The organism is Rhodobacter capsulatus (assembly GCF_052363175.1).
GTDB lineage: Bacteria > Pseudomonadota > Alphaproteobacteria > Rhodobacterales > Rhodobacteraceae > Rhodobacter > Rhodobacter capsulatus_D.
The window spans coordinates 3,908,484-3,929,165 of record NZ_CP198946.1 but is presented as its reverse complement, the minus strand read 5'-3'; the positions used below and the strand labels follow the sequence as shown (position 1 = coordinate 3,929,165).

18 protein-coding genes, 1 tRNA gene and 1 pseudogene are annotated in these 20,682 nt (G+C 65.2%); 13 read left to right on the top strand and 7 right to left on the bottom strand.

Annotation, left to right across the window (positions count from 1 at the left end):
• Nucleotides 1-5: 5 nt before the first annotated feature.
• Nucleotides 6-560 (top strand): flagellar basal body-associated FliL family protein, encoded by a 555-nt coding sequence (locus tag ACTTAI_RS20375; RefSeq protein WP_444453470.1) that lies wholly within the window; start codon nt 6-8, stop codon nt 558-560.
• A 64-nt stretch (nt 561-624) separates the two neighbouring features.
• Here the strand turns inward: ACTTAI_RS20375 and ACTTAI_RS20370 are convergent.
• From ACTTAI_RS20370 to ACTTAI_RS20355, 4 genes are all read right to left on the bottom strand, one after another.
• Nucleotides 625-700, bottom strand: a tRNA-Thr gene (locus tag ACTTAI_RS20370).
• Nucleotides 701-743: 43 nt separating this feature from the next.
• Nucleotides 744-2,186, bottom strand: coding sequence for a heme biosynthesis protein HemY (locus tag ACTTAI_RS20365; RefSeq protein ID WP_444453469.1), 1,443 nt, complete (start codon nt 2,184-2,186; stop codon nt 744-746).
• A 10-nt stretch (nt 2,187-2,196) separates the two neighbouring features.
• Complete coding sequence (locus ACTTAI_RS20360; RefSeq protein ID WP_444453467.1) at nt 2,197-3,354, bottom strand: COG4223 family protein; 1,158 nt, start codon at nt 3,352-3,354, stop codon at nt 2,197-2,199.
• A gap of 92 nt (nt 3,355-3,446) precedes the next feature.
• Complete coding sequence (locus tag ACTTAI_RS20355) at nt 3,447-4,145, bottom strand: uroporphyrinogen-III synthase (RefSeq protein ID WP_444453466.1); 699 nt, start codon at nt 4,143-4,145, stop codon at nt 3,447-3,449.
• Nucleotides 4,146-4,215: 70 nt separating this feature from the next.
• Between ACTTAI_RS20355 and tsaD the strand changes: the two genes are divergently transcribed.
• The 11 genes and pseudogenes from tsaD (at nt 4,216) to phoB (ending at nt 14,134) form a co-directional block, all read left to right on the top strand.
• Nucleotides 4,216-5,301 (top strand): tRNA (adenosine(37)-N6)-threonylcarbamoyltransferase complex transferase subunit TsaD, encoded by a 1,086-nt coding sequence (tsaD, locus tag ACTTAI_RS20350; RefSeq protein ID WP_444453464.1) that lies wholly within the window; start codon nt 4,216-4,218, stop codon nt 5,299-5,301.
• Nucleotides 5,298-6,254: an NAD(P)H-dependent glycerol-3-phosphate dehydrogenase gene (locus ACTTAI_RS20345; RefSeq protein WP_444453462.1), complete on the top strand. Its 957-nt coding sequence runs from the start codon at nt 5,298-5,300 to the stop codon at nt 6,252-6,254. Before tsaD ends, ACTTAI_RS20345 begins: the two co-directional genes overlap by 4 nt.
• The gene (locus tag ACTTAI_RS20340) at nt 6,255-6,524 is read left to right on the top strand and encodes a YciI family protein (protein ID WP_444453460.1); all 270 of its coding nucleotides are present in this window, start codon (nt 6,255-6,257) and stop codon (nt 6,522-6,524) included.
• Complete coding sequence (locus ACTTAI_RS20335; RefSeq protein WP_444455817.1) at nt 6,524-6,943, top strand: EVE domain-containing protein; 420 nt, start codon at nt 6,524-6,526, stop codon at nt 6,941-6,943. The genes ACTTAI_RS20340 and ACTTAI_RS20335 overlap by 1 nt, the downstream gene beginning before the upstream one ends.
• A 299-nt stretch (nt 6,944-7,242) precedes the next feature.
• Nucleotides 7,243-7,905 (top strand): sirohydrochlorin chelatase, encoded by a 663-nt coding sequence (locus ACTTAI_RS20330; RefSeq protein WP_444453458.1) that lies wholly within the window; start codon nt 7,243-7,245, stop codon nt 7,903-7,905.
• Nucleotides 7,906-8,014: 109 nt separating this feature from the next.
• On the top strand, nt 8,015-9,070 hold the full coding sequence (locus tag ACTTAI_RS20325) for a PstS family phosphate ABC transporter substrate-binding protein (RefSeq protein ID WP_444453456.1): 1,056 nt from the start codon (nt 8,015-8,017) through the stop codon (nt 9,068-9,070).
• A 55-nt stretch (nt 9,071-9,125) separates the two neighbouring features.
• Complete coding sequence (gene pstC, locus ACTTAI_RS20320) at nt 9,126-10,586, top strand: phosphate ABC transporter permease subunit PstC (RefSeq protein ID WP_444453455.1); 1,461 nt, start codon at nt 9,126-9,128, stop codon at nt 10,584-10,586.
• Nucleotides 10,583-11,915 (top strand): annotated as a pseudogene (pstA, locus tag ACTTAI_RS20315) (phosphate ABC transporter permease PstA). The gene pstC and the pseudogene pstA overlap by 4 nt, the downstream one beginning before the upstream one ends.
• Before the next feature lie 3 nt (nt 11,916-11,918).
• A complete protein-coding gene (gene pstB / locus ACTTAI_RS20310) occupies nt 11,919-12,716 on the top strand; it encodes a phosphate ABC transporter ATP-binding protein PstB (RefSeq protein WP_444453453.1) in 798 nt (265 codons plus the stop codon).
• Nucleotides 12,717-12,727: 11 nt separating this feature from the next.
• Complete coding sequence (gene phoU, locus ACTTAI_RS20305) at nt 12,728-13,438, top strand: phosphate signaling complex protein PhoU (RefSeq protein WP_444453451.1); 711 nt, start codon at nt 12,728-12,730, stop codon at nt 13,436-13,438.
• A 3-nt stretch (nt 13,439-13,441) separates the two neighbouring features.
• Nucleotides 13,442-14,134: a phosphate regulon transcriptional regulator PhoB gene (phoB, locus tag ACTTAI_RS20300; RefSeq protein WP_444453449.1), complete on the top strand. Its 693-nt coding sequence runs from the start codon at nt 13,442-13,444 to the stop codon at nt 14,132-14,134.
• Here the strand turns inward: phoB and ACTTAI_RS20295 are convergent.
• Nucleotides 14,131-15,009, bottom strand: coding sequence for a ribokinase (locus tag ACTTAI_RS20295; protein WP_444453448.1), 879 nt, complete (start codon nt 15,007-15,009; stop codon nt 14,131-14,133). The two genes, phoB and ACTTAI_RS20295, sit on opposite strands and share 4 nt — an antisense overlap.
• A 54-nt stretch (nt 15,010-15,063) precedes the next feature.
• Nucleotides 15,064-17,331 carry an NADP-dependent malic enzyme gene (locus ACTTAI_RS20290; RefSeq protein WP_444453447.1) on the bottom strand — a complete coding sequence of 756 codons (2,268 nt, stop codon included), beginning with the start codon at nt 17,329-17,331 and terminating at the stop codon, nt 15,064-15,066.
• A 111-nt stretch (nt 17,332-17,442) separates the two neighbouring features.
• Here ACTTAI_RS20290 and mutS point away from each other — a divergent pair, with 111 nt between their 5' ends.
• Nucleotides 17,443-20,088 (top strand): DNA mismatch repair protein MutS, encoded by a 2,646-nt coding sequence (mutS, locus tag ACTTAI_RS20285; protein ID WP_444453445.1) that lies wholly within the window; start codon nt 17,443-17,445, stop codon nt 20,086-20,088.
• Between the two features lie 52 nt (nt 20,089-20,140).
• Here the strand turns inward: mutS and ACTTAI_RS20280 are convergent, their stop codons facing one another.
• Nucleotides 20,141-20,668, bottom strand: coding sequence for a nucleotide exchange factor GrpE (locus ACTTAI_RS20280; RefSeq protein WP_444455816.1), 528 nt, complete (start codon nt 20,666-20,668; stop codon nt 20,141-20,143).
• Between the last annotated feature and the right edge of the window lie 14 nt (nt 20,669-20,682).

The following is a 20,682-nucleotide window of genomic DNA, read 5'->3' as shown; positions in this document are numbered from 1 at the left end:
TTTCCATGCTGAAGATCATTCTTCCCGTTGTGCTTGCGTTGATCGGTCTCGCCGGAGGCGGGGCAGCGGGCTACTTCCTGCGGCCGCCACCGCCTCCGCCGGAGGAAGCCGCGGCCGAAGCCGGAGCCGAGGGCGAAAAGGCCCCGGCCGAAGGCAAGGAAAAGCCCAAGGGCGAGCATGCCGCGCCCGAGAAAGCGGCTGGCGAGAAAGCCGGTGGCGAAGAGGGCGCTGCGACGATCGAATATGTGAAGCTGAACAATCAGTTCGTGATTCCGGTGATCAAGAAGGGTTCGGTCGCCTCGCTCGTGGTGCTGTCGCTGAGCCTCGAGGTGACGGTGGGCAGCACCGAAAAGGTCTATGCCGCCGAACCGAAGCTGCGCGATGTGCTGCTGCAGGTTCTTTTCGATCACGCGAATGCAGGCGGGTTCGAAGGGGCCTTCACCGATACGGCCAACATGACCGACCTGCGCCGCGCATTGACCGAAGCCTCTCAGGGCGTACTGGGGGATCTGGTTCTGAACGTGCTGATCTCGGACATCGCCCGGCAGGATTCGCAGTAACCGCTGATCGGCCATTCAAAGCAAAAAGGCTGGCAACCGCAGGGTTGCCAGCCTTTTTGTTCAGTGGTGCCGGTGAAGGGACTCGAACCCCCGACCCCATCATTACGAATGACGTGCTCTACCAGCTGAGCTACACCGGCACTGTGGCGCGCAGTTAGCACGCCCTTGCGGGGATGTGTAGCCCTATTTTTCGCGTTCGCTCACAGCGCGGGCTGTTCCTTCAAGTGTTTCGCCCGCATCGGCTTTCGTCCCTTTCGGCACGATCAGCGGCAGCATCTCGGCGCCATTGGGCAAGGGCATGCTGTTATGCGCCGGTTCACGCCAGCTCAGCGTGTCGAAGCCGCCGCAATTGTCGCAGACCGGACCCCATTGCGACTGGATGTTCTGGCACTTGTCACAGCACCATTGCTTGCCGCGCGGCGCGGTCAGCGCCTTGGCCAGCCAGCCGCGGACCACCGCATCGTCCTCGCCTTCGCCGCGTTCGATCGCCGCCATCAGCGTCAGGACGCGCGAGGTCGGGTTGCTTTCGACCAGATTGCCCAAGGCCCGACGGGCCGCGGGGAAATCCTCGGCTGCGATGCAAAGCTCGGCGCGCAGCAGACGAGTTTCCTCGTGATCGGGGCGCAGCGACAGCAGTTTTTCGAAGCGTTTCAGACGCTCGGTCGCTGATTCGCCCGGCACCATCGAAGCAAAGACCGCCGCCAGATCGGGATGCGGCTGCGCCTCCCAGGCCTTCAGCAGCACGCGGGTCGCCGATTTCGCATCGCCCTTGTCGTAATGCGCCTTGGCCGCCATCGCCGCCGCGGGAATCAGGTCGGGCGAAGCCTTGGCCGCGGCAATGGCCGCTTCCTGCGCCTCGATCGAGGTGCCGCCATCCAGAACCGCCTTGGCTTCCTGCAGCGCAAGCACGGCGTCGCGACGCTTGTGCACGTCTTTCGGCAGTTGCCCCTGACGCATCTTGGCCAGCAGAACGTCGCGCGCGCCTTTCCAGTCGCCCACCTCGGTCTGCAGCTTGAAGAGCGTGTTCTGCACCTCGAGGTTCTTCGGGTTCAGCGCAAAGGCCTTTTGCGCCAGCTTCACCGCGGTATCGGTGTCGCCCTCGGCCAGCTTCTGCGACAAAAGGCCCTGCACGCCGACGAAGCGGGTGCGCTGATCGGCGAGCAGCTTGCGATAGACCTCTTCGGCCTTGCGGGTGTCGCCGTTCATCATCGCCGCCTGCGCGGTCAGAAGGTTGGTCAGCTCGGGACGGCGCAGGTAGCGTTCGGCCTTGTTGGCCTTCGACAGCGCCAGCTTCGATTCGCCCGAGGCGACGGCCAGCATCCCCTCGGCGAGAGCTTCGTAGCCCTTGCGCTCGCGGTTGCGGTCGAAATAGCGGCTGATCGCGGTTTCATCGCCGGTCACGAAACGGATGAAGGCGAAGACGAAGCCGAGCACCCTCAGCGCCAGCCAGATCGCGATCACGACGAGCCCGACCAGGATCACCGCTTGCAGCGCGCCCAGGTTCAGCTCGATCCCGAAGGCGATGATGCGGATGGTTTCGCCCAGATCCGAGAGCCAGGCGGCGCCAAAGGCGAGCCCGACCACGACGGCGACGAACAGCGAGATTTTAATGAAAGACCAGATCATCGCCGTCCCCTCATTGCACGGATTGCGTCAGGTCGGCGATGGCGGCCTGCGCGCTCGCGCGCTGGGCCACCATGTCCTTCCAGGATTGCAGATCGGCCTGCGCCGCTTCGGGCAGCGTGCCGATTTCGGTCAGCGCCGCGTCGAATTGCGCCGCATCGACCGCGGTTTGCGCGCGCGACAGCACCGCATCCGGGCCGGTGCCGTCCTTCGCGGTCAGCGACCGGGCCCCGGTTTGCGCTAGCAGGAACGAGCCAAGCTTGTCCGTCACCGTGTCACCCGCGGTGGCCTTGCGCGCCGTGGTCAGCGCCTTGCGCGCGGCCTCGGGGAAGGCGGCCTTGATCGCGGCGATCGAGGGCAGGGCGCCCTTCAGCGCGTCAGGAACCGAGACGCCCGCGGCGGCCACATCGCCCAGCGCGCCATCGATTGGCGCATCGGTTTCGAAGGCAGCCGCCACACGGGCGACCGCGGCCTGCGCGATCGCCTTTTTCGCGGCGGCTTCCGATTCCGCGCGGATCTTTGCGGTTTCGGCCTCGGCCGCGGCGATTTGCGCCTTGGCGGCGGCAGTTGCCGCTTCCAGCTGTTGTTGCGAGGCAAAGGCCGGGCTCTTTTCGACCATCGCCTTCAGCGCGTCGATCTGACCCTGCACGCCCGACAGATCGACCGGCGCGGCGGGGGCGGTGCCGCCCTGCGCTTCCAGCGTCTGCACCTTGCTGGTGAGATCGCCCACCGCGGTCTGCAGCGCCGCGACGCCGGCATTGCCCGCTTGCAGCTCGGCCATCGCCTTGATCACGCCATCGAGCCGCGCGGTCTGATCGGCGAGGGTCTTTTCGACCTCGCTTTGCGCGCCCGGCAGCACCTTGTCGCGCAGTTCAGGCGGCAGTTTCGGCAGCACGACCAGCGTGCCGACCGAGCCGATCACCGCGGCGATGATGCCGCCCCAGACGACCGACATGCCGCCCCGCGGCGGTTGTTGCACCGGCTTCGGTTTCGCCGGAGCTGATTCGCTTGCGGGTTTCGACACCGGTGCCGCTGCGGCGGGCGCTGCGGCTTCGGTCTTGGCCTCCGTCACGTCCGCACCCGGGCTGCCTGCGTCTTTGTCAGACATTTCAGGGGTTTGCGCAGCAATCTCTGCTGTGCTGTCACGCTCCGTCTCGTCCGGGTTCGCCATGGACACTCCTCCAAGTCGCGCAACGCGGCGCGATTTCTTCAATTTCGCGGCAGTCTATTGAGCGGTTCGGCTCGGCTCAACCTCAACCGCTCTCAGGTCAGTGCGACAAGTGCGTCCAGCAGCGCTTCGGCATCGGGGCGTGCTGCAATCTGCAGCAGTGTCGCAGGCAGGTCGGTGCAAGACCGCGCTGCCTTTTCGGAAATCGCCACCAACCGCAGCTCGGCACGGGCGCCTTGCGCGGCCGCGGCGAGCAACTTGCCGCTGTTGGGCGAAAAGATCGGCACCAGAACCGGGCCGGGCGCGGCAAACAGCGCCAGCATCTCGGGCGCGGGGGGCTGGGGGCGCTGCGCGTAGACGATCGCCTCGGCCACCTGCCGCCCGGCTGCGACCAGCCGCTCGGCCAAGGGAAAGGCGCTCTCATTGCCGCGCGCATGCAGGATCGGCCCCGGATCGGCGGCGGTCAGGATCACGTCGAAGAGGTGCTCGGCATCGGGGGCCGTGGCCAGAACCGGGAACCCGGCCTGCCGGACCACCGCGGCCGTGCGTTCGCCGACGCAGAAGGCGGGTTTGCCCGCCAAAGCGCTGTCGGCCAGCGGTTTGACCGCCTGTTCCGAGGTGAAGATGAGCGCATTTGCCGCGGGCAGATCCGCCCCCGTCGGCTCGGTTTCCAGAAGTGGCGCGATCACCACCGGCCAATCCGCCCCCATCCGGGCGCAGAACTGCGCGGCGAAACGCTCCGATCCCGCACGCGGGCGGGTCAATAAAAGCGGCGGTCGGGAAGCTGGGCTCATCGGCGCCTCGGGTTGTGCGATGCCTGAGCCGGTGTTACCTGCAAGGAGGACCCCGCGCAACGACATCGGCATGACGAAACTTCTGACCTTCCTTGGCCTTGAATCGAGCTGCGACGACACGGCCGCCGCGGTGGTGCGGTCGGATGGCACGGTGCTGGCCTCGGTCGTGGCGGGTCAGACGGCGCTGCATGCGCCCTTTGGCGGCGTGGTTCCCGAGATCGCGGCGCGCGCCCATGCCGAAAAGCTCGACACCTGCGTCGAGGAAGCCTTGGCCGAGGCCGGGCTTTCGCTTTCCGATCTGGATGGCATCGCCGTGACCTCGGGTCCGGGGCTGATCGGCGGGGTGATGTCGGGGGTGATGTGCGCACGCGGACTCGCAGCCGGGACCGGGCTGCCGCTTGTGGGCGTGAACCATCTGGCGGGCCATGCGCTGACGCCGCGGCTGACCGATGGGCTGGCCTTTCCCTATCTGATGCTGCTGGTTTCCGGTGGGCATTGCCAGTTTCTGCTGGTGCGCGGGCCGGACAGTTTCGCGCGTCTGGGGGGCACGATCGACGACGCCCCGGGCGAGGCCTTCGACAAGGCGGCGAAACTTCTTGGCCTGCCGCAGCCCGGTGGCCCCTGGGTCGAGGCCGAGGCCGCCAAGGGCAATCCGAAGGCCTTCCGGTTTCCCCGTCCGCTTCTGGACCGTCCCGGCTGCGATCTGTCGTTTTCCGGGCTGAAGACCGCGCTGCTGCGCGCCCGCGATACCGAGATTGCGGCGCATGGCGGGCTTTATCGGCAGACCCGCGCCGATCTTTGCGCAGGCTTTCAGCAGGCCATCGCCGATGTGCTGACCGAAAAAACCCGGCGTGCGCTGGCGGTTTATCTGGACGCTGCGCCGGAACAGCCTGCTTTGGCCGTGGCCGGGGGGGTGGCAGCGAATACCGCGATCCGCACGGCGCTTGAACGTCTTTGCGCGGCGCAGGGCGTGCACTTCACCGCGCCGCCGCTGCGGCTTTGCACCGACAATGCGGCGATGATCGCCTGGGCCGGGATCGAGCGGTTCCGGCTTGGCATCGCGACCGAGGCCGATCTGATCGCGCGGCCGCGCTGGCCGCTTGACGCCACGGCGCCCGCGATGCTCGGATCGGGCAAGAAGGGGGCCAAGGCATGACGATTGCGGTTCTGGGGGCAGGGGCTTTCGGCACGGCTCTGGCGATCTCGCTTGCGCAACGTGGGCCGGTGCTGCTTTGGGCGCGCGATGCCGCCCATGTCGCCGAGATGCAGGACGCCCGTCACAACACCCGTCGTCTGCCCGATGCCGCTTTTCCCGAAAGCTTGACCGTCACCGACAGGATCGCGGATGCCGCGGGCTGCGAGGTGGTTCTGCTTGGCGTGCCGATGCAGAAGATGGGCGGCTTCCTGAGCGAAAACGCCGCGCTGCTTGATGGCAAGGTGCTGGTCTCCTGCTCGAAGGGGATCGATCTGGCGACAGGGCGCGGCTCGGTCGATCTGATCGAGGCGGCCTGTCCCGGGGCCTCTGCCGCGGTGCTGACCGGCCCGAGTTTTGCCGCCGACATTGCCCGCGGCCTGCCCACCGCCCTGACGCTGGCCTGCCGGACGGATTCGCCCGGGCTGCAGGCCACGCTGTCGACCCCGACGCTGCGGCTTTACCGCACGACTGATACGATCGGCGCGGAACTGGGCGGGGCGCTGAAAAACGTCATTGCCATTGCCGCCGGGGTGGTGATCGGCGCCAACCTGGGCGATTCCGCCCGCGCCGCGCTGATGACCCGCGGCTTTGCCGAGATGAACCGGCTGGCGATGAAACTGGGCGCCCGGCCCGAGACGCTGATGGGCCTGTCCGGCTTTGGCGATCTGGTGCTGACCTGCACCTCGCTGCAATCGCGCAACTTCCGCTATGGCATCGCGCTGGGCAGCGGGGCCGATTTCGACCCCGGCGTGACGGTCGAGGGGGCCGCGACCGCCAAGGCCGTCACCAAACTGGCCCACGGCCATGGCATCGACATGCCGATCGCCGCGATGATCGCCGCGCTCTGCGCACAGAAGATTTCCGTTTCCGACGCCGTTACGGCGCTGCTCTCTCGCCCGCTGAAGGAGGAATGAATGCTTTACGCCGTGATCTGCAAGGACAAGCCCGGGGCGCTGCAAACCCGGCTCGACACCCGCGCCGCACATCTGGCCTATATCGAGGCGACCGGCATCGTGACCATGGCCGGGCCGTTTCTGGAGGCCGGGCAGATGTGCGGCTCGCTGGTGATCGTGGACTGTGACAGCCTTGAGGCGGCGCAGGCTTGGGCGGCGGGCGATCCCTATGCGGCAGCCGGGCTTTTTGACAGCGTCAGTGTCACCGAATGGAAAAAGGTGATCGGCTGATGGCGAAATGGCTCTTCAAATCCGAGCCCAACGTCTGGTCCTGGGACATGCAGGTGGCCAAGGGCGCGGTCGGCGAAGAGTGGCATGGGGTGCGCAACTATCTGGCGCGCAACAACATGCGGGCGATGCAACTGGGCGATCAGGGGTTCTTCTACCATTCGAATATCGGCAAGGAAGTGGTCGGCCTCGTCGAGGTTTGCGCGCTGAGCCACCCCGATTCGACCACCGATGACCCGCGCTGGGACTGTGTCGACATCCGTGCCGTGCGGCCGCTGAAGACGCCGGTGACGCTCGCTGCGGTGAAGGCCGATCCGCGGCTGTCGCAGATGGCGCTTGTCACAAGCATGCGCCTGTCGGTGCAGCCGGTCACGGATGAAGAGTGGAAGATCGTTTGCGAGCTTGGCGGCATCGATCCCTGAGCGGATCACGCTGCGGCTTTCGGGCTGACAAACACAAAAGCCCCCCGCAAAAAACCGGAGGGTCCCGGCACCCCTACCAGGACCCTCCTTCACCCCACGTGCTCCCCTACGCACCACACGTGAAACTGTAATCGGGTCCTGGCCGTACTGGCCGTTGAGCTATTCCTACGTGACGGGGTGATTCCCCGCAACCAGACAATCCCGACAATCTGACCTAATTCCAATGTCTTGGTGGAAATCCTTGGTTAACCAAGACGCCGCCGACTTGCCGTGACGGGCATTCGGACTAACTTTTCCCCATGTCCGATTTCATCCTCGTTGCCCATGGTTTCCCCTCGAACCCCGATCCTGCCGAGGCCGCCCTGGGGGCTTTGGCCGCGCTGGTCGCCGCGCGGGTGCCCGAGATGCGGATGATTGCGGCGACGCTGGCGAAACCGGGGGCGCTGGCCCGCGCGCTCGAGACCCTGCCGCGGGCGCGAATCTATCCGTTCTTCATGGCCGAGGGCTGGTTCACCTCGCGGCAACTGCCGCGCAGGCTGGCCGATCTGGGCAGCCGGGCCGAGATTCTGTCGCCCTTTGGCGCCGATCCTGCCCTGCCCGCGCTGGTGATCAAGACCGTGACCGAGGCCGGTCCGGGCGATCTGATTCTCTGCGCCCACGGCTCGCAGGTCGCGCGCAGTTCACGCATGGCGACGATGGCGATGGCCGAGCGGATCAGTCACAGCCTGCCCGGACGGCGGATTGCCTCGGCCTTTCTGGAAGAAGACCCGCATCTGCGCGACATTGCGGCACAGCATCCCGAGGCGATCTGTCTGCCCTTCTTTGCGCTGCGGGCGGGCCATGTCGATCGCGACATTCCCGAAGCGCTTGCGCAGGCAGGCTTTCGTGGTTCCCTGCTGCCTGCCATCGGCGAACGTCCTGAGGCGGCAGACCTGATTGCGGATGCCCTGCGCCGTGCCTGATCCGCGTTTGTCACACAGCTGTCATATATCTTTTGCATAAGCGTCACGACCCGAGCCTAGAGGGGTTGCCAAGGTCTTAACGGCCCTTCCAGATCTTCAGGAGTGATCCATGACTTTCGTGAAATTCGGCGTCTCGGCGCTTGCCATCATCGCCGCCTCGGCCACCGGCGCTGCCGCGCGTGACCAGATCCAGGCCGCCGGCTCTTCGACCGTCCTGCCCTATGCCACCATCGTTGCCGAAGCTTTCGGCGAAAACTTCGACTTCAAGACCCCGGTCGTCGAAGGCGGCGGTTCGGGCGCGGGCCGCAAGAAGCTGTGCGAAGGCGTCGGCGAAAACACCATCGACATCGCCAACTCCTCCTCGCGCATCAAGCAGTCGGACATCGACACCTGCAAGGCGAACGGCGTCGACGAAATCATGGAAGTCCGCATCGGCTATGACGGCATCGTCTTTGCCGGCGACATCAAGGGCCCGGAATTCGCCTTCACCCCCGCCGACATCTTCGGCGCGATCTCGTCGCAAGTGGTGAAAGACGGCAAGCTGGTCCCGAACACCGCGAAGACCTGGGCCGACGTGAACGGCAAGCTGCCGGCGCAAGACATCCTGACCTTCATCCCGGGCACCAAGCACGGCACCCGTGAAGTCTTCGACACCAAGGTTCTGGAAGAAGGCTGCAAGGCCACCGGCGCCTATGACCTGTTCCTCGCCGCCTCGACCGGCGCCGATGATGACGCCAAGAAAAAGGACGCGGTCAAGTCCTGCCTGACGCTGCGCACCGATGGCGTGGCTGTCGACATCGACGGCGACTACACCGAGACGCTCTCGCGCATCGACGCCAACAAGAACGCCATCGGCGTGTTCGGCCTGTCGTTCTATCAGAACAACACCGACAAGCTGCGCGTTGCCACCATGGACGGCATTGTCCCCTCGACCGAGACCATCGCCAACGGCACCTATCCGGTCTCGCGTCCGCTCTACTTCTACGTCAAGAAAGCCCATCTCGGCGTGATCCCGGGCCTGAAGGAATTCATCACCTTCTTCGTCTCGGACGAAATGGCTGGCCCGGATGGTCCGCTGGCGGCTTACGGTCTTGTCTCGGACCCGGAACTGGCGAAAACCCAGGCGATGGTCGAGGCGGAAACCCCGATGGGGCCGCTGAAGTAAGCTGATCTCGGGGGGTGCCCAAGGGCGCCTCCCTTCCCTTGTTGCGGATGAACACATGACCCCCGGTCTTCTTGCGCTGATCGTGCTCGCCCTTGCCTGTGGCGGCTTTTTTCTGGGCCGCTTTCGGGCGTTGCAACTGGTCGGCAAGGACCTGCGGCTCCTGCATTCCCTTCCCGGTTATTATGGTCAGACGGTGGCGCTGTTCACCGGCGTGCCCGCGCTGGCGCTGATGGCGGTCTGGCTGCTGGTGCAGCCGGTCATGGTCGAAACGCGGATCTCGTCGATGATCCCGGCCGAAGATCTGCCGCAGGGATCAAGCCGCGATCTGGTGATGGCCGATGTGCGGCGCATCGCGGATGGTCTCGACACGATCCTTGCCAGTGGCGGCATGTCCGAAACCGATCTGCGCGAGATGCGCGCCGATCTGAGCGACATCCGCTCTCGTATGGCCGATGTCGGCGTCGCGCTGGGATCGAACGTGCAGCCTTCGGTGTTCGAGGCCGCGAAAGCCTGGCGCCATCTGAATGGCCTTGCCCGCATCGGCATGACGGCGGCGACATTGGCCGTGGCGCTGGCGGGGTTCGGTTTTGCCGCCTTCCGCATCCGCCCCGAGTTCCGCGCCCGCAACGTCTCGGAAACCTTCCTGCGCTGGCTGCTCATCGCCGCCTCGCTCGTCGCGATCGGCACGACGATCGGGATCGTCCTGTCGCTGGTCTTCCAGACCGTGCATTTCTTCCAACTCTACCCGTTCCAGGAATTCTTCTTCTCTCTGACCTGGAACCCGAAATTCGGCGGCGGCTCGGAATTGTCGATCTGGCCGCTGGTCTGGGGCACGCTCTATGTGTCCTTCATCGCGCTCGCCGTGGCGGTGCCGGTCGGCCTGTTCGCGGCGATCTATCTGGCCGAATATGCGTCGAAAAAGGTCCGCGCCATCGCCAAGCCGCTGCTTGAGGTGCTCGCGGGCATCCCGACCATCGTTTACGGCCTCTTCGCGCTGATCACCGTCGGCCCGCTGCTGCGGGACTGGATCGCGCAGCCGCTTGGGCTCGGGTCTTCGTCCTCCTCGGTGATGACGGCGGGTCTCGTGATGGGGGTGATGATCATTCCCTTCGTCTCGTCCCTGTCGGATGACATCATCAACGCCGTGCCGCAATCTCTGCGCGATGGCTCCTTTGCCATGGGCGCGACGCAATCCGAAACGGTGAAACAGGTGATCCTGCCCGCCGCGCTGCCCGGCATCGTCGGTGCCATCTTGCTCGCCGCCTCGCGCGCCATCGGTGAAACGATGATCGTGGTTCTTGGGGCGGGGGCGGCGGCGAAGCTGTCGATGAACCCCTTCGAGGCGATGACCACCGTCACGGTGAAGATCGTCAGCCAGCTGACCGGCGACACAGAATTCGCCTCGCCTGAAACCCTTGTGGCCTTCGCGCTGGGCCTGACGCTGTTCGTCTTCACGCTTGTGCTGAACGTCCTCGCGCTGGTGATCGTGCGCAAATACCGGGAGCAATACGAATGACCATGGTCGAGACTTCCGCGCCGCGGTCGCTTTATACCGCCGATGCCCGCACCAAGGCCCGTAACGCTGCCGAAAAGCGTTTCCGCATCTATGGCGTCGCCGCCGTGGCCATCGGCCTGCTGGCGCTGGTGGTGCTGCTTTCGTCGGTGCTCGGCTCGGGGCTCGGCGCGTTCCGCCAGACCGTGCTGAGCCTGCCGATCACGCTTGATGCCAAGGCGCTTGACCCCAAGGGGCATCGCGACCCGGCCGAGATGGCCAAGGCGACGACGGTCACCTATGGCAAGCTGATCACCAAGGCACTGGAAGCGGTGGTGACGGAAAAGAACCTCGCCCCCGGCATGAAGACGAAACAGATCGGCGAGCTGATCTCCAAGGAAGCCCCGGCCGGTCTGCGCGACAAGGTTCTGGCCAATCCGGACCTCGTTGGCACGACGATCACTTATGATGTGCTGGCCTCGGGCCGGGTCGACGGGTTCTTCAAAGGCCGGGTGACGCTGGAAAGCGCAGCGCTCGACAGCAACATCTCGCCCGAGCAACTGCAGCTGGCCGCCAAGCTGCGCGAGGCGGGCCTGCTGAAGCTTGCCTTCAACCCCGGCTTCCTGATCAACCCCGATGCCTCGGAACTTCGGCCGGAATCGGCGGGTCTGGGCGTTGCGATCCTCGGCTCGATCTACATGATGTTCCTTGTTCTGGTCATGGCGCTGCCGATCGGGGTTGCCGCGTCGATCTATCTTGAGGAAATGGCGCCGAAGAACCGCTTCACCGACCTGATCGAGGTGAATATCGCCAACCTCGCCGCCGTGCCTTCGATCGTCTACGGGATCCTCGGCCTTGCCGCCTTCATCAACTTTGCCGGCATGCCGCAAAGTTCGCCGCTGGTGGGCGCGCTGGTGCTGACGCTGATGACGCTGCCGCGGATCATCATCCCGACCCGCGCCGCGCTGAATGCCGTTCCGCCCTCGATCCGCGAAGCGGCGCTGGGGGGTTGGTGCCTCGAAGACGCAGACGATCTTCCATCACGTCCTGCCGCTGGCCGTGCCGGGCATCCTGACCGGGGCGATCATCGGGCTGGCGCAGGCCTTGGGCGAAACCGCGCCGCTGCTGCTGATCGGCATGGTGGCCTTCGTGAAAGATTACCCGGCCGCCCCGCCCGAGGGCGTGTTGGACCCGGCCTCGGCCATTCCGGTGCAGATCTACAACTGGACGCAACGTGCCGATCCGGCCTTCGTCGAACGGGCTTCGGGGGCAATCATCGTGCTCCTGGTCTTCCTTCTGGTGATGAACTCCCTGGCCGTGATCTTGCGGCGCAAATTCGAACGGCGGTGGTAAGAAATGAACAACATGCGACTGACGGAGAGAGCCGTGCAAGCCACCGATACGAAAATCACCGCCCGCAAGGTGCAGGTGCATTACGGGGCCTCCCATGCGATCAAGGATGTCGATATCGATATTCTCGACAAGACCGTGACTGCCTTCATCGGCCCGTCGGGCTGCGGGAAATCGACCTTCCTGCGCTGTCTGAACCGGATGAACGATACGATCGACATCTGCCGCGTCGAGGGCTCGATCCTGCTCGATGGCGAGGACATCTACGACAAGAAGGTGGACCCGGTGCAACTGCGCGCCCGCGTCGGCATGGTGTTCCAGAAGCCGAACCCCTTCCCGAAATCGATCTATGACAACGTGGCCTATGGTCCGAAAATCCACGGTCTGGTCCGCAGCAAGGCCGAGCTTGACGAGGTTGTCGAAAGTGCTTTGCGCAAGGCGGCGCTCTGGAACGAGGTCAAGGATCGTCTGGGCGCCCCCGGCACCGGGCTTTCGGGCGGTCAGCAGCAGCGTCTGTGCATTGCTCGCGCCGTCGCCACCTCGCCCGAAGTGCTGTTGATGGACGAACCCTGCTCGGCGCTCGACCCGATCGCCACCGCGCAGGTCGAAGAGCTGATCGATGAGCTGCGCACCAATTTCTCGGTCGTCATCGTGACGCACTCGATGCAGCAGGCGGCCCGGGTCAGCCAGCGCACCGCCTTCTTCCACCTCGGCAATCTGGTCGAGTTCGGCGAGACCGGGCAGATCTTCACCAATCCGCGCGATCCCCGCACGGAAAGCTACATCACCGGCCGCATCGGTTGAGGAAGGGCATCATGGCTCAACATATCGTTTCATCCTTTGACCGGGATCTCGAGTCGGTTCAGGCGATGGTCGTCAAGATGGGGGGACTCGTCGAGACGCAGGTTCTGGATGCCGCGCAGGCGCTGGAAGAGCGCGACGAGGAACTGGCCGAGACCGTCCGGAGCCGCGACAAGCAGGTGGACCTGCTCGAAGAGCAGATCAACACCGAAGCCGCGCGTCTGATCGCACTGCGGGCGCCGCATGCCACGGATCTGCGCATCGCGTTGACGGTGATCAAGATTGCGGGCCATCTGGAGCGCGTGGGTGACTATTCGAAGAATATCGCCAAGCGCGCCAAGGTTATTGGCGAGCTGCCGTCGATCAACGGCTCTTCGGGGGCGATCCGGCGCATGGCTTCGGAAGTCGAAGGCATGCTGAAGGATTCGATCGACAGCTTCATCCAGCGCGATGCGAAGCTGGCCGCCGACGTGCGCGCCCGTGACGTCGAGATTGACCAGATGTACAACGCGCTGTTCCGCGAATTCCTGACCTACATGATGGAAGATCCGCGCAACATCACGCCCTGCATGCATCTGCATTTCATCGCCAAGAATATCGAGCGGATGGGCGATCTGTGCACCTCGATCGCGGAACAGGTGACCTATCTCGTCACCGGCCAGATGCCCGATGAGCCGCGGCCGAAATCCGATGGCGTGGTGGCCGTGAAACCGCTGGAGAGCTGATCGATGAGCCCCGCGCAACAGCCCTGTGTTTTGGTGGTCGAGGACGAGTCGGCGCAGCGCGAAGTTCTGCAATACAACCTTGAAGCCGAAGGTTTCCGGGTGGTGATGGCGGTCAACGGCGACGAGGCGCTTTTGTTCCTGCGCGAGGAAAAGCCCGATCTGGTCGTGCTCGACTGGATGCTGCCGAATGTCTCGGGCATCGAGATCTGCCGCCGGGTGAAGGCCAATCCCGAAACCCGGTCGATCCCGATCATCATGCTTTCGGCCAGGTCCGAGGAAAGCGACCGGGTCCGGGGGCTGGAAACCGGCGCCGATGATTATGTGGTGAAGCCCTATTCGGTGGTGGAGCTGATGGCGCGTCTGCGCACGCAGCTGCGCCGCACCCGGCCCGCGACGATGGGCGAGCGGCTGGTCTTTGACGACATCATTCTCGATGCCGCCGAACACCGCGTCTTCCGCGACGGCCAGCCGCTGAAACTCGGCCCGACCGAGTTCCGGCTCCTGTCGACGTTGATGGAAAAGCCCGGCCGGGTCTGGACCCGCGATCAACTGCTCGACCGGGTCTGGGGGCGCGACATCTATGTCGATACCCGCACCATCGACGTGCATGTCGGCCGGTTGCGCAAGGCGCTGATGGTGAACGGCGGCGTCGATCCCGTGCGCACCGTGCGCGGAACCGGCTACAGCCTCGGTTAGCGATCCTGCAGAAAAGCATCGACCTCGGCGCGGGTCGGGATGGCGGCGGCCGTTCCGGCCCGCGTCACTTTCAGCGCCGAGGCCCCGGCTGCCAGGCGCAGGGCCTGCGGCGGCGTCATCCCCTCGGCCAGACCGGCCACAAGGTAGCCCGCAAAGGTATCCCCCGCGGCGGTGGTGTCGATGGGCGTCACCTTGAAGGCCGGTTGCTCCTGCGCGGTTTGGCCCGCCAGATCGTGCCAGACGGCGCCTTTCGCGCCATGGGTCACGCAGACCGCCTTCACCGGCAGCGCTTCGAGCGTCGTGCCGAGTTCTTCGCACAGCTGCGCCGCCTCGACCGCATTCAGAAGCAGAAGATCGAGATCGGCGAGAACCTTGCGCACGGCCTCGGCCTCGAACGGCGCGGCCGAATAGGCGACCTTGACACCGCGGGCCTTCGCCAGCGCGACCGCCTCGACCTGGGCCGAGGTTTCGTTCTGCATCAGCATCCAGTCGCCCGGCGCGGCGGTTGCCATCGCGGCCTCAAGCGCCGTCAGCGGCACCGCCCGGTTCGCGCCCGGGAAAAGCACGATCGAATTTTCCCCCGAGGCATCGACCATGATGATCGCATGGCCCGAGGCCACCTCGGCTTCGGCCACATGGGCGCAATCGACGCCATCGGCGGCCAGTTCCGCCCGCATCCAGGCGCCATCGGCCCCGGTCGCGCCGATGTGGCGCACGACCGCCCCGGCCCGTGCCGCCGCCACCGACTGGTTCGCCCCCTTGCCGCCCAGACCCCGGTCATAGGAGGTCGCGGCCAGCGTTTCCCCGGGCAGGGTCAGATGCGGCAGGCGATAGAAGTGGTCGGCATTGATCGAGCCGAGGTTGAAGATGGTCATGGGTCTTCTCCGGGGTCTTGACCCGGGCCGAGACGCCCCGGCCCGGAGGGGTATTTAGCGTTTCAGCCCCAGACGGCTGGCCGAAAGTGCCGCCATATGCAGGATGTCGTTCACCGTCGCGCGGTTCGAGCAGATCTGCACCGAATGCTGGATGCCGGTCAGGATCGGGCCGATCACCGTCGCCCCCGCCATTTCCTGCATCAGCTTCACCGAGATCGAGGCCGAATGCCGCGCGGGCACCACAAGGATGTTCGCGGGGCCGGTCAGACGGCAGAAGGGATAATGCTTCATCTGCTCGGGGTTCAGCGCGACATCGACGGCCATCTCGCCATCATATTCGAAATCGACGCCGCGTTCATCCAGCACCTGCGGCGCAATGTGCATCTTCATCGCACGTTCCGACACCGGATAGCCGAAGGTCGAGAACGAGGCGAAAGCGACGCGCGGATCGATGCCCAGACCGCGGGCCACCCGCGCCCCGGCCATCGCGATATCGGCCAGATCGTTCTCGTCGGGCCATTCATGCACCAGCGTATCGCCGATGAAGACGACCTTGCCCTTGTGCAACAGCGCGGTGATCCCCACGGCGCCATCCGAGGGCTTGGCGTCGATCACCTTGTTGATCAGCTCGAGCACATGCGCCGATTTCCGCGTCGCCCCGGTGATCATTCCGTCACCGTGCCCATGCACCAGCATCAGCGCTGCGAACACATGCCGATCACGCGTGGCCAGCTTGTGCGCATCCTCGCGGTCCATCCCCTGCCGCTGCAGGCGGCGATAGAGGAAGTCCTTGTAGGTATCCATGTGCTTGCAATTCGTCGAATTGACGATCTGCAATTCGCGGAAGGCATCGCCGATCCCGGCGGCTTCCAGCTGTTCCTTCACATGCGACTCGCGGCCCACGACCAGCGCCGTGCCCATGCCGCCGCGCTGATAGGCGACCGCGGCGCGCAGCACGCGCGGATCGTCGCCCTCGGCGAAGATCATCCGCGCCTGCGCCTGACGGGCGCGGGCATGAATGCCCTGCAGGATCGCCGCCGTCGGGTCCATCCGCGCCTTCAGGCTTTGCGCATAGCCCTCCATGTCGATGATCGGGCGGCGGGCCACCCCGGTGTCCATCCCGGCCTTGGCGACCGCGGGCGGAATGATGTGGATCAGCCGCGGATCGAACGGCGTCGGAATGATGTAATCGCGCCCGAAGGCCAGCTTGCGGCCATAGGCCATCGCGACCTCGTCGGGCACGTCTTCGCGGGCGAGCGCCGCCAGTGCCTTCGCACAGGCGATCTTCATCTCGTCATTGATCGCACGGGCATGAATGTCGAGTGCGCCGCGGAACAGATAGGGGAAGCCCAGCACGTTGTTGACCTGGTTCGGATAGTCCGAACGCCCGGTGGCGACGATCGCATCGGGGCGAACCGAATGCGCCTCTTCCGGGGTGATTTCCGGGTCCGGGTTCGCCATCGCGAAGATCACCGGATTGTCCGCCATCGAGGCGACCATCTCCGGCGTCACCGCCCCCTTGGCCGAGACGCCAAGGAACACGTCGGCCCCCTGCATCGCATCTTCCAGCGTCCGGGCGTCGGTATTGGCCGCATGCGCCGATTTCCACTGGTTCATGCCCTCGGTGCGGCCCTGATAGATCACGCCCTTGGTGTCGCACATGATGCAATTGTCATGCCGTGCGCCCATCGTCTTGATCAGCTCAAGGCAGGCGATCCCGGCCGCCCCCGCGCCGTTCAGCACGATCTTGCAGTCTTCGATCTTCTTGCCCGAGATTTCGAGCGCATTCAGCAGCCCCGCCGCGCAGATCACCGCCGTGCCGTGCTGGTCGTCATGGAACACCGGAATGTCCATCATCTCTTTCAGCCGCTGCTCGATGATGAAACATTCGGGGGCCTTGATGTCCTCAAGGTTGATGCCGCCAAAGGTCGGGCCCATCAGGCTGACCGCCTTGATGATTTCTTCCGGGTCTTCGGTGGCCAATTCGATGTCGATGGCGTTCACGTCGGCAAAGCGCTTGAACAGCACCGCCTTGCCTTCCATCACCGGTTTCGAGGCCAGCGCGCCAAGGTTGCCCAGACCAAGGATCGCCGTGCCGTTCGAGATCACCGCCACCATGTTGCCCTTGTTGGTGTAGTCATAGGCGGTCTCGGGCCGTTCGGCGATGGCTTCGACCGGAACCGCAACGCCGGGGGAATAGGCCAGGCTCAGATCCCTCTGCGTGGTCATCGGCTTCGAGGCGACGACCTCGTATTTCCCCGGCACGGGGTCGAGGTGATAGGCCAGCGCCTCTTCGGGCGTGACGCGGTTCTTGGTGGACATGGGCCAAACTCCTCCAATGGGCGCTTTTTCCTTATCCCCCTTGCGGCGCTGCCTCAATCGGTTTGCACGGGGGTGCGGCGTTTAATAAGTTGGCGCGACTTGGGGGGTGCGATGAGCAGCGAAACCGTGACGCCGATGATGGCGCAATATCTGGCGATCAAGGAAGCAAACCCGGGGGCGCTTCTGTTCTACCGGATGGGCGACTTCTACGAGATGTTCTTTGACGATGCGGTGGCCGCCGCCGCGGCGCTCGACATCGCGCTGACCAAACGTGGCCTGCATCTGGGCGAGGAGATCCCGATGTGCGGCGTGCCGATCCATGCCGCCGAGGGTTATCTCTTGACGCTGATCCGCAAGGGCTTCCGGGTGGCGATCGCCGAGCAGTTGGAAGATCCGGCCGAGGCGAAGAAGCGCGGCTCGAAATCGGTGGTCAAACGCGATGTGGTGCGGCTCGTCACGCCGGGCACGCTGACCGAAGAAAGCCTGCTCGAAGCGCGTCGGCACAACTATCTTGCCGCCTGGGCGGAGGTGCGTGACGAAGGGGCTTTGGCCTGGGCCGATATTTCCACGGGCGAGTTCCGGGTGATGCCCTGTCCGCTTCCCCGTCTTGGTCCGGAGCTTGCCCGGCTTGCCCCCCGCGAAGTGCTGGTGAGCGAGACGAAAGAGGCGGATTGTGCTGGAATCGTCTCTGATCTGCGCGCGTCTCTGACGCCTTTGGCGCGCTCGAGCTTTGACAGTCAGGGGGCAGAAAAGCGGCTGTGCGATCTCTTCGCCGTGGGGTCTCTGGATGCGTTCGGGGCGTTTTCGCGGGCCGAAGTGTCCGCGATGGGGGCTTTGGTCGATTATCTGGACCTCACGCAACGGGGGAAACTGCCGCTTCTGGCGCGTCCGCTTCGGGAAGAGGCGGGCAGCCTTGTGCAGATCGACGCGGCCACGCGGCGCAATCTGGAACTGACGCAGGCGCTTTCGGGCGGACGCGAGGGCTCGCTTCTCGCCACGATCGATCGCACGGTGACGGCGGGCGGGGCGCGGCTTCTGGAACGCCGGATTTCGGCGCCGTCGCGTGACCTTGCGCTGATCCACGCCCGCCACGATGCGGTGCGATTCCTGCTGGAACAGGGTCGATTTTCCGAAGACCTGCGTGCCGATTTGCGGCGCTGCCCCGATATCGACCGTGCGCTCAGCCGCCTTGCGCTCGACCGTGGCGGCCCCCGCGATCTGGCCGCGATCCGCAACGGTCTGGAACAGGCGGGCCGGATTGCCGAGCGTCTGGCCGAGACCGAAGCCCCCGCGCTTCTGGCCGAGGCCGGGCAAAGGCTTCTGGGTCACGATGACCTTGTGGCGCTGCTCGCGGCTGCGCTGGTGGCCGAGCCGCCGCTGCTGGCCCGCGATGGCGGCTTCATCGCGACGGGCTACGAGCCGGAACTCGACGAGACCCGGCAGCTGCGCGACGAAGGCCGCGGCGTCATCTCCCGGATGCAGGCCGATTACATAAGCGAAACCGGGATTTCGTCGCTGAAGATCAAGCACAACAACGTGCTGGGCTATTTCATCGAGACCACCTCGACCCATGCCGAAAAGATGCTCGCCCCGCCGCTCTCGGCCCGCTTCATTCATCGGCAGACGACGGCCAATCAGGTCCGCTTCACCACGCTGGAATTGAGCGAGCTTGAAACCCGGATTCTGAACGCGGGCAACCACGCGCTGGAGATCGAAAAGCGGCTCTATGACAGCCTGAAAGGCGCAATTCTGGGCGCTGCCGGACCGATTTCCGAAACCGCCCGGGCGCTTTCGGAAATCGACCTTTCCGCCGCTTTCGCCGATCTGGCTGCCGCCGAGGATTGGGTCGAACCGACCGTCGATCAAAGCCACGCCTTCGAGATCGAGGGCGGCCGCCATCCGGTGGTCGAAGCGGCGCTGAAACGGCAGGGCGAGCCCTTCATCGCCAACGACTGCGCTCTGACCAGTGGCCCCACGCCTGCGATCTGGTTGCTGACCGGCCCGAACATGGCGGGCAAATCGACCTTCCTGCGGCAGAACGCCCTGATTGCGCTTCTGGCGCAGGCGGGCAGTTTCGTCCCCGCGCGGCGTGCCCATATCGGCCTTGTCAGCCAGCTTTTCAGCCGCGTCGGCGCCGCCGACGATCTGGCCCGCGGCCGGTCGACCTTCATGGTCGAGATGGTCGAAACCGCCGCGATCCTCAATCAGGCCGACGACCGGGCGCTGGTGATCCTCGATGAAATCGGCCGTGGCACGGCGACCTATGACGGGCTTTCGATCGCCTGGGCGGTAATGGAACATCTGCACGGGGTGAACCGCTGCCGCGCGCTCTTCGCCACGCATTACCACGAAATGACCGCGCTGTCGGCGAAGCTCGAGGGTGTCGAGAACGCCACCGTCTCGGTCAAGGAATGGCACGGCGAGGTGATCTTCCTGCACGAGGTCAAAAAGGGCGCGGCCGATCGCTCCTATGGTGTGCAGGTGGCGAAACTGGCTGGCCTGCCCGAAAGCGTCGTCGCCCGCGCCCGTGTGGTGCTCGATGCGCTGGAAAAGGGCGAACGCGAGGGGGGCAAGAAACAGGCGATCATCGACGATCTGCCGCTTTTCGCGATGGCGTCTCCTCCACCCGCGGCGCCCGCTGCCCCGCCCACGAAATCCGCGGTCGAGGAGCAGCTTCGGGCGCTGCATCCCGACGAAATGACCCCGCGGGAAGCGATGGACGCGCTTTACGCTCTGCGCGCCCTTCTCAAGGACTGATCTTTATCTTGCCCGAAATATCTCGGGGGTGTGGGGGCAGAGCCCCCACCCTTTATGCTTTCGGCATGGAACTCACGCCGACTTTCGCCGGACGCAGCAGACGGTCGTGCAACAGGAACCCGTCGTCCATCACCTGAATGATGTCGCCCGAAACCGTGCCCGGCAGCGGCGCTTCGAACATCGCTTCATGCAGCAGCGGGTCGAACTTGTCGCCCACCTTCGGCTGGATCGCCACGATCCCGTGCCGCGCGAAGACATTGAGCAGCTCGCGTTGCGTCAGCTCTACCCCTTCAATCAGCGCCGGGGCCGCCGCCCGCACCTCGTCGCCCGCCGCATCCAGCGCGCGTTTGAGCGCATCGAACACCGGCAGCATGTCGCGCGACAGCTTCGAGCCGCCGTATTGCTCGGCCTCGCGCCGATCCCGTTCCGCCCGCTTGCGCGAGTTTTCGGCATCGGCGAGCGCCCGCATGAAGCGGTCGCGCAGTTCGTCGCGTTCGGCGCGCAGCATTTCCAGCTCGTCGTGCTCGTCGCCCAGAGCCGCGGCCAGCGCCTCGTCCAGCTGCGCCTGATCCTCTGCCATTTCGTCCTTCTTCT

Bases quoted from the DNA above. Each gene is read 5' to 3' on its own strand.
- ACTTAI_RS20375 (WP_444453470.1), top strand. From the start codon at position 6: ATGCTGAAGATCATTCTTCCCGTTGTGCTTGCGTTGATCGGTCTCGCC.
- ACTTAI_RS20365 (WP_444453469.1), bottom strand. From the start codon at position 2,186: ATGATCTGGTCTTTCATTAAAATCTCGCTGTTCGTCGCCGTCGTGGTC.
- ACTTAI_RS20360 (WP_444453467.1), bottom strand. From the start codon at position 3,354: ATGGCGAACCCGGACGAGACGGAGCGTGACAGCACAGCAGAGATTGCT.
- ACTTAI_RS20355 (WP_444453466.1), bottom strand. From the start codon at position 4,145: ATGAGCCCAGCTTCCCGACCGCCGCTTTTATTGACCCGCCCGCGTGCG.
- tsaD (WP_444453464.1), top strand. From the start codon at position 4,216: ATGACGAAACTTCTGACCTTCCTTGGCCTTGAATCGAGCTGCGACGAC.
- ACTTAI_RS20345 (WP_444453462.1), top strand. From the start codon at position 5,298: ATGACGATTGCGGTTCTGGGGGCAGGGGCTTTCGGCACGGCTCTGGCG.
- ACTTAI_RS20340 (WP_444453460.1), top strand. From the start codon at position 6,255: ATGCTTTACGCCGTGATCTGCAAGGACAAGCCCGGGGCGCTGCAAACC.
- ACTTAI_RS20335 (WP_444455817.1), top strand. From the start codon at position 6,524: ATGGCGAAATGGCTCTTCAAATCCGAGCCCAACGTCTGGTCCTGGGAC.
- ACTTAI_RS20330 (WP_444453458.1), top strand. From the start codon at position 7,243: ATGTCCGATTTCATCCTCGTTGCCCATGGTTTCCCCTCGAACCCCGAT.
- ACTTAI_RS20325 (WP_444453456.1), top strand. From the start codon at position 8,015: ATGACTTTCGTGAAATTCGGCGTCTCGGCGCTTGCCATCATCGCCGCC.
- pstC (WP_444453455.1), top strand. From the start codon at position 9,126: ATGACCCCCGGTCTTCTTGCGCTGATCGTGCTCGCCCTTGCCTGTGGC.
- pstB (WP_444453453.1), top strand. From the start codon at position 11,919: ATGAACAACATGCGACTGACGGAGAGAGCCGTGCAAGCCACCGATACG.
- phoU (WP_444453451.1), top strand. From the start codon at position 12,728: ATGGCTCAACATATCGTTTCATCCTTTGACCGGGATCTCGAGTCGGTT.
- phoB (WP_444453449.1), top strand. From the start codon at position 13,442: ATGAGCCCCGCGCAACAGCCCTGTGTTTTGGTGGTCGAGGACGAGTCG.
- ACTTAI_RS20295 (WP_444453448.1), bottom strand. From the start codon at position 15,009: ATGACCATCTTCAACCTCGGCTCGATCAATGCCGACCACTTCTATCGC.
- ACTTAI_RS20290 (WP_444453447.1), bottom strand. From the start codon at position 17,331: ATGTCCACCAAGAACCGCGTCACGCCCGAAGAGGCGCTGGCCTATCAC.
- mutS (WP_444453445.1), top strand. From the start codon at position 17,443: ATGAGCAGCGAAACCGTGACGCCGATGATGGCGCAATATCTGGCGATC.
- ACTTAI_RS20280 (WP_444455816.1), bottom strand. From the start codon at position 20,668: ATGGCAGAGGATCAGGCGCAGCTGGACGAGGCGCTGGCCGCGGCTCTG.